The 3,843-nt window shown below is 60.0% G+C and carries 2 protein-coding genes; one reads left to right on the top strand and one right to left on the bottom strand.

The window, feature by feature from the left end; translation table 11 throughout:
• Nucleotides 1-148: 148 nt before the first annotated feature.
• The gene (locus QMX98_RS33065) at nucleotides 149-2,740 is read right to left on the bottom strand and encodes a glycosyltransferase (protein ID WP_010462855.1); all 2,592 of its coding nucleotides are present in this window, start codon (nucleotides 2,738-2,740) and stop codon (nucleotides 149-151) included.
• Nucleotides 2,741-2,957: 217 nt separating this feature from the next.
• On the opposite strand from QMX98_RS33065, the gene tcdA reads away from it, so the two are divergent.
• Complete coding sequence (tcdA, locus tag QMX98_RS33060) at nucleotides 2,958-3,770, top strand: tRNA cyclic N6-threonylcarbamoyladenosine(37) synthase TcdA (protein ID WP_010462854.1); 813 nt, start codon at nucleotides 2,958-2,960, stop codon at nucleotides 3,768-3,770.
• The last annotated feature ends 73 nt before the right edge of the window (nucleotides 3,771-3,843 follow it).

The raw sequence follows: 3,843 nt of genomic DNA, 5'->3' as shown, positions 1-3,843 counted from the left end.
ACGATAGTGAGGTGTATCTGTTACACCGAGTCGCTTCATTCGCGGGCAAGCCTCGCTCCTACAGGAATTGAGGCAAGGCGCGCAAAATGGCGGTTATCTTAAAGCAAAACGGCGGCCATTGGCCGCCGTTTAGTGCATCTGTACTGATTTAGACAGCCGGTGCGGTCGCGGCTTCGGCCACCGGTTTCGGCAGCGAAGACAGGAACGCCATGATCAGCGCCGCCAGGTACGGCAGCGACTGCACCAGCAACATGGTCACCCAGAAGCGCATGTCGTTGCTCGGCATGCCGTTCACCAGGTAAATCCCCAGCGCCGCGCCCCACAACAACAGCATGATGAACACTTCTTCGCGGGCCTCCGAAATCGCCACCCAGAAGCCGTGGTTATCGGCGTTCTTTGGTGTGCGGAAAAACGGAATGCTGCTGGTGAAGAAGCCGTACAGCACCGCTTTGGCGATGGTGTGCGACAACGCCAGCCCGGCCAGCGCTGCGCAGAACGCATCCTTGAGGTTGACCCCCACCGCACGACGGTAGAGGAAGATGATCTTGCCCACCTTGAACACGAACAGCGCCAACGGCGGGATGGCGAAAATCAGCAACGGCGGATCGACCCGCTGCGGCACGATAATCATCGCCGCCGACCACAACAGGGCGCCCACGGTGAAGAAGATGTTCATGCCGTCCGCTACCCACGGCAACCAGCCCGCGAGGAAGTGGTAACGCTGGCCACGGGTCAGCTCGCTGCCTTTGCCGCGCAGCAGGCTGGTGGTATGACGCTTGATGATCTGAATCGCACCGTAAGCCCAGCGGAAACGCTGTTTCTTGAAGTCGATAAAGGTATCGGGCATCAGGCCTTTGCCGTAGCTGGTGTGGTAATACGCCGCCGACAGGCCTTTTTCGAACACCCGCAGACCCAACTCGGCGTCTTCACAGATGCACCAGTCGGCCCAGCCCAGTTCCTCGAGCACCGAACGTCGGGTCATGGTCATGGTGCCGTGCTGGATGATCGCGTCACGGTCGTTGCGGGTGACCATGCCGATGTGGAAGAAGCCTTTGTATTCCGCGTAGCAGAGCTTCTTGAACGTGCTTTCGTTCTGATCGCGGTAATCCTGCGGCGACTGCACCACGGCGATTTTCGGGTCGGCGAAGTGCGGCACCATGTGCTTGAGCCAGTTCGGGTCGACGCAGTAGTCCGAGTCGATCACCGCAATCACTTCGGCATCCTTGGCGGTGTGCGGAATCAGGTAATTCAGCGCGCCACCCTTGAAGCCGGCCAGTGGCGCGACGTGGAAGAACTTGAAACGCGGGCCCAGGGTTGCGCAGTAATCGCGCACCGGTTCCCAGACCGCCGGGTCCTTGGTGTTGTTGTCGATGATCAGGACTTCGAAGTCCGGATAGTCGAGGTTGGCCAGGGCGTTGAGGGTCTGTTTGACCATCTCCGGCGGCTCGTTGTAGCAAGGGACGTGAATCGACACTTTCGGTCGGTAGTCCGATTCGCCCACCACCGGCAGGAATTCGCGCCGACGCTTGTGGGTCCAGACCGCTTCGGCCAGTTCATGCGCCTCGGTCAGCAATACGATAAAGACCCCGAGTGCGCCCAAGGCAAGGAGAAATCCTATCGTCAGGCTGAACCAGGTGCTGTATTGCAGGCTGTAGTCGTAACCGATCCACACCAGCACCGATCCGCAGAGGAAGGCGATAAAGGTCAGGAAGGTACGACCGCGTTGACGCAGGGCCGAGCCGTCGATCATCAGCAGGGTCAGGGACAGCAGCGCCAGGACCACCGAACCGACCGCCAGCACGCGCCATTGCGGAATCGCGACAACCGGGCCTTCGAAGTTGAATTTCTGCTGGCGCGCGGCGTTGAAAACACCCCAGTAAGCGCCCACCGAACCTTCGTCGCTGGCCTTCCAGGGTTGGTCAAACGCTTCGATCACGAAGTAGTTGAAGCCCTGGCGATTGAGCTTGTTGACCAGCGTGCGCAGGTAAATCGCCTGGTCTGCCGGCGACGCATCGGCGCCACCGCGCATACGGCCGTTGCTCGGCCAGCCGACTTCCGACAGCAACAGCGGTTTTTTCGGGAACATCTTTTTCAGATCACGGGCACGGTCGAGTACGAACTGCCCGGATTGCTCCATCGGCACATGTTCCCAATACGGCAAGACGTGTGCGGCGATCAGGTCGACGTGCTTGGCCAGGCTCGGGTTTTCTTCCCAGACGTGCCATTGCTCGGACGTAGTCACCGGCACTTTCACTGCCGCGCGGACGCGATCCAGAATGATGCTGAGTTCCGCGGCGGTAATTTCCTTACGGAAGATCGCTTCGTTGCCTACAACCACGCGAACCACGCTGCGGGAGGTATTGGCGAGTTCGATGGCGCGCAGGATCTCACGCTCGTTGCGTTCCTCGTCCGGGCTGATCCAGATACCGAGGGTGACCCGCAAGCCGAATTCTTCCGCCAGTTTGGGAATGTCTCCCAGGGAGCCGTCGACCGAGTAAGTACGGATGTTGTCCGTCAGCTTGCTCATGATCTCCAGGTCGCGACGCATTTCATCGTCGGTCGGGTACTGCTCCTTCTGCGGATACTGGCCTTGCTGGAACGGCGAGTACGAGAAGCCGGAGATCTGTTCGGGCCAGTTGGGGGCGGTGACCGGGCGATTGATCAGCGCCCAGAAGCCGGTAAACAAGGCGGCGATGGCGAGCACCACGACCAGGTTGAGTCCAAATTTACGCGATGACATAGCTATTTCAGGTTCCAAAGGCTGTGGAACGAAGGACCGGTCGGCGTGTGCCAAGGGGCGCGCATCCTACACCGGGCATTCCCTGAGCGTATAGCTGACAGGGAAATGCCCTACGTTTGGCAATCCCGTTTCGCATAAGTTCTTACACTTGTCGCGGGAACTTAGATCTTGTCGCTGTCTGGCCCTATAATGCGCGCCGGTTTTTGGGGTTATGGTCATGAGTACAGAAGATCCGCGGTTTGCAGGCATCGCCCGTTTGTATGGCATCGAAGGCTTGGAGCGTCTGCGCGCAGCCCATGTGGCCATCGTCGGTGTCGGTGGCGTCGGTTCCTGGGCAGCGGAAGCCATTGCCCGTTGTGGCGTCGGCGAGATTTCGCTGTTTGACCTGGACGACGTTTGCGTCAGCAACGCCAACCGCCAACTGCACGCGCTGGACAGCACTGTCGGCAAACCCAAAGTCGAGGTGATGGCAGAGCGGTTACGCGGGATCAACCCGGACTGCACGGTGCACGCGGTGGCGGATTTTGTGACGCGCGAGACCATGGCCGAGTACATCACGCCAAACATCGACTGCGTGATCGATTGCATCGACAGCGTGAATGCCAAGGCAGCGCTGATCGCCTGGTGCAAGCGCCGCAAGATCCAGATCATTACTACCGGCGGGGCAGGCGGGCAGATCGACCCGACACTGATCCAGGTCTGCGACTTGAACCGCACCTTCAATGACCCGTTGGCATCGAAAGTGCGCTCTACCCTGCGCCGTGACTACGGCTTCTCGCGTACCGTGACGCGTCATTACAGCGTGCCGTGCGTGTTTTCGACCGAGCAACTGCGCTACCCGAAACCGGATGGCAGCATCTGTTTGCAGAAGAGTTTTGTCGGCGATGGCGTGAAGCTCGACTGCGCCGGCGGGTTTGGCGCAGTGATGATGGTGACGGCGACGTTCGGCATGGTCGCGGCGACCAAGGCTGTGGATAAGATTGTGGCGGGTGTGCGGCGGCCGGCGGATCGGGTCAAGCCTGAGGTTTAAGGTTGCAGTTGTCGGCCTCATCGCGAGCAGGCTCGCTCCCACAGGTGAACGCGTTCCAATGTGGGAGCGAGCC

Origin of the sequence: Pseudomonas sp. PS02303, from assembly GCF_029959925.1 — a bacterium.
In the GTDB taxonomy this organism is placed as follows: Bacteria; Pseudomonadota; Gammaproteobacteria; order Pseudomonadales; family Pseudomonadaceae; genus Aquipseudomonas; species Aquipseudomonas mandelii.
Note: the sequence above shows the minus strand (reverse complement) of the source record. Positions and strands in the feature narration are given on the sequence as shown.

Bases quoted from the DNA above. Each gene is read 5' to 3' on its own strand.
- QMX98_RS33065 (WP_010462855.1), bottom strand. From the start codon at position 2,740: ATGTCATCGCGTAAATTTGGACTCAACCTGGTCGTGGTGCTCGCCATC.
- tcdA (WP_010462854.1), top strand. From the start codon at position 2,958: ATGAGTACAGAAGATCCGCGGTTTGCAGGCATCGCCCGTTTGTATGGC.